At 38.3% G+C, this 3,081-nt stretch carries 3 protein-coding genes and 2 pseudogenes; all 5 read right to left on the reverse strand.

The genetic code is table 11. The annotated features are described in order from the left end of the window. Nucleotides 1-198: 198 nt before the first annotated feature. The 5 genes and pseudogenes from secG to HT703_RS07675 all read right to left on the reverse strand — a co-directional run bounded on the left by secG (nt 199) and on the right by HT703_RS07675 (nt 2,929). The gene (gene secG / locus HT703_RS07655; protein WP_000282517.1) at nt 199-432 is read right to left on the reverse strand and encodes a preprotein translocase subunit SecG; all 234 of its coding nucleotides are present in this window, start codon (nt 430-432) and stop codon (nt 199-201) included. A 39-nt stretch (nt 433-471) separates the two neighbouring features. Continuing rightward, nucleotides 472-621: a 50S ribosomal protein L33 gene (gene rpmG, locus HT703_RS07660; protein WP_001809104.1), complete on the reverse strand. Its 150-nt coding sequence runs from the start codon at nt 619-621 to the stop codon at nt 472-474. A gap of 36 nt (nt 622-657) precedes the next feature. Then, a pseudogene (locus HT703_RS07665) lies at nt 658-765 on the reverse strand (IS5/IS1182 family transposase); the annotation flags it as partial. Between the two features lie 102 nt (nt 766-867). Then, nucleotides 868-1,565 (reverse strand): annotated as a pseudogene (locus tag HT703_RS07670) (transposase family protein); the annotation flags it as partial. Between the two features lie 44 nt (nt 1,566-1,609). Next, complete coding sequence (locus HT703_RS07675; RefSeq protein WP_000830204.1) at nt 1,610-2,929, reverse strand: CapA family protein; 1,320 nt, start codon at nt 2,927-2,929, stop codon at nt 1,610-1,612. Between the last annotated feature and the right edge of the window lie 152 nt (nt 2,930-3,081).

Genomic DNA, 3,081 nt, shown 5'->3' on the forward strand with positions numbered 1-3,081 from the left:
TCAATAAAAATCAAAGAGCAAACTAAAAAGCTAGCCGCAGGTTGCTCAAAACACCGTTTTGAGGTTGTGAATAGAACTGACGAAGTCAGCTCAAAATACTGTTTTGAGATTGCAGATGAAAGCTGACGTGGTTTGAAGAGATTTTTGAAGAATATAAAAACAAAAAGAGGCAAAGACCTAGTCCTGCCCATTATTTTCTTATCTACTTGATAATACCGTCAATGCTAAGGCAATGGCTAGCCAGAAAAAGACTAAAATCCCTGTCAAACGCTGCATCACAGCTTCGAAACCGCGTGCTTTACTGCGTTCAAACAAATCACCTGAGCTGGCATCAAATACATTGCTGGATTGGTTTTTAGTTGGTTGCATGAAAATCGCAATCACAATCACAACAGATAATACTAATAAAATGGTTAATAATAGGTTATACATATCAAACTCCTTACAATCCCTATTATTTTACCATAAAATCTACTTAGATTCAAGATGTAGGGTTACTTTTCTTTCCTTGGGACAATACTTTAAAACCTCAATCTTGTCTGGATGGGTTTTTGAATTTTTACTGGTTAGGTAATTGATACTGCCACAAGAGGAGCATTTGAGATTAATTTTTACTCGCACTAGATTTCCTTTACTTTTATTAGACTTCCTGCAAAACTAGAATCCTAGTTCATGATTGATAATGCCAGCAATCAAATTCATTCGTAAGCCGAAGCGTTTACGATGATTTCGATAGGTTGTTGAAAACATTTTAAACGTTTTTATAGTGAAATGAAATAAGAACAGGACAAATCGATCAAGACAGTCAAATCGATTTCTAACAATGTTTTAGAAGTAGATATGTACTATTCTAGTTTCAATCTACTATACTTTGGCAAAAATATTCTCAACCTTGCTGCTCCCCTTAGATAGCGCATGGTTACAGGCCTTCTCTTCAGCTGTTAGCGGCTTGAGTTTGCTGGATTTACGTGGAGTTTGTGCTTGAGGATATATCTTCATGAGCCCTTGATAACCACTGTCAGCCAAGATTTTACCAGCTTGTCCGATATTTCTGCGACTCATTTTGAACAACTTCATATCATGACAACAGTTCACAGCGATATCCAAAGAAACAATTCTCCCTTGACTTGTGACAATCGCTTGAGCCTTCATAGCGTGGCATTTCTTTTTACCAGAATAATTTGCTAATTCTTTTTTTAGAACGATTGATTTTTACTTCCGTCGCATCAATCATTACCGTGTCCTCAGAACTGAGAGGAGTTCTTGAAATCGTAAAACCACTTTGAACAAGAGTTACTTCAACCCATTGGCTCCGACGGAGTAAGTTGCTTTCGTGGATACCAAAATCAGCCGCAATTTGTTCATAAGTTCGATATTTTCGCACATATTGAAGTCGCCATAAGAAAGTCTTCTAGGCTTAGTTTAGGTTTTCGTCCCCCTTTTGCGTGTTTACCTTGATAATCTCTTTTTAATACAGCTAACATCTCTTCAAAAGTCGTGCACTGAACACCAACCAGGAGCTTAAATCGTGCATCAGTTAGTTGTTCACTTGCTTCATAATCCATAGAACTATTATACCATATATTGTTTCGCAGGAAGTCTATTCAAGCTAATCCCACTTCAATCCCACATGTTCGTTCATTTCTTTATAGGCTGTATCAATTCGTTCCTTAGTCGCTTCATCTAACTGGTCACGATGACTGCCACCCTCTATAAAATCTTCCAAGATATAGGTTTGATAATGATATAAAGGATAGCCTTCTGGTGAAAAGGTTCCCTTTGGTGTTCGATTGACCCAAGTAGGATGAGCTTTAGCTGTTCCGATAGTTGTTTTTCCATCCTTCTTCTTAATGGTTACATCCATGAGAACGCCACGTTCAGTCCACTTAGCATTTTCTTCATCTCCCATAGATTCAATCCGTTGATTGGAAATGAAGTTCCCCATTGAATAGATAATGAGTTTCTTGTCTCCATCTTTTTCAACCGTTTCAGATGGTTCCACAACGTGAGGATGCCCTCCAAAAATAATATCCGCCCCCCAATCAATCATCTTGTGATAAAGAGCTTTTTGTTCCTCAGTTGGTTCCAATCGATACTCCACACCCATCTGAGGCATGATAATGGTGATATCTGCTTCCTTCTCTGCCCGTTCAATTTCAGCCTTCATCTTATCTTCGTTTAAATCTGAAAGATAACGATTATAGTCTTCCTGAGAAATATACCGTTCAATTCCATTGAATCCATAGGAATAGGCCAAAAGAGCAACCTTGATTCCATTCACTTCCTTAATGACCAACGGAGCCTGATCACGTGGTTCATGCGTATAAACTCCGATTGGAGTGATTCCAGCTTTTTCAATAATATCGGCCGTTGAAATAACTCCCTCAATTTGCGAATCCAAAATATGATTATGAGCTAAATCTAGCACATGATAACCTGCATCCTTAATGGCATCCATAACTTCAGCAGGAGCATTAAAGAGAGGATAACCCGCTAAATAATGATCCTTATTGATGGTTCCTTCAAAATCACCAATAGCTAAATCTGCTTGCTTGAGCCAAGGTGTCACATACTCAAAATTCTCATGAAAGTCATAGGTACCGTCTTCTTTTTTAGCTGAAAAGAAAAGTCCATCGTGGTAGAGCAAATCCCCATTAGCCATAATTCTGGCAGTTTTTTCCTCTTCCTGCTCCTGAGACTTTTGCTTAGTCCCCTCTTGAGAAATAGTATCTCGTTTTTGACTGGTTAAAGGGATTCCTTGGAAACTTTCAACCAACAAGACCAAGCCCATTGATAAAGCAACTGCTAGCAAGAGTACCGCCACAAATCCTTTATTGCTCCACCTGCGATAACTCCTAAAAAAGTTTACCAAGCCCTTCATAAAACGAAAAGCTAAACCACCCTGATTTCGATTTTGTCTTCTTTTCATCTTCATTCTCCCTACTTTCTTATGCAAGCCTTTTCTTTTTATTATATCATAGATAAGTAATTCTTTCACAATTGATACTCTTCGAAAATCTCTTCAAACCACGTCAGCGTCGCCTTACCGTATATATGTTACCGACTTCGTCAGTTCTATCT

This window comes from Streptococcus sp. 3874 (assembly GCF_013276425.1).
Taxonomy (GTDB): domain Bacteria; phylum Bacillota; class Bacilli; order Lactobacillales; family Streptococcaceae; genus Streptococcus; species Streptococcus pseudopneumoniae.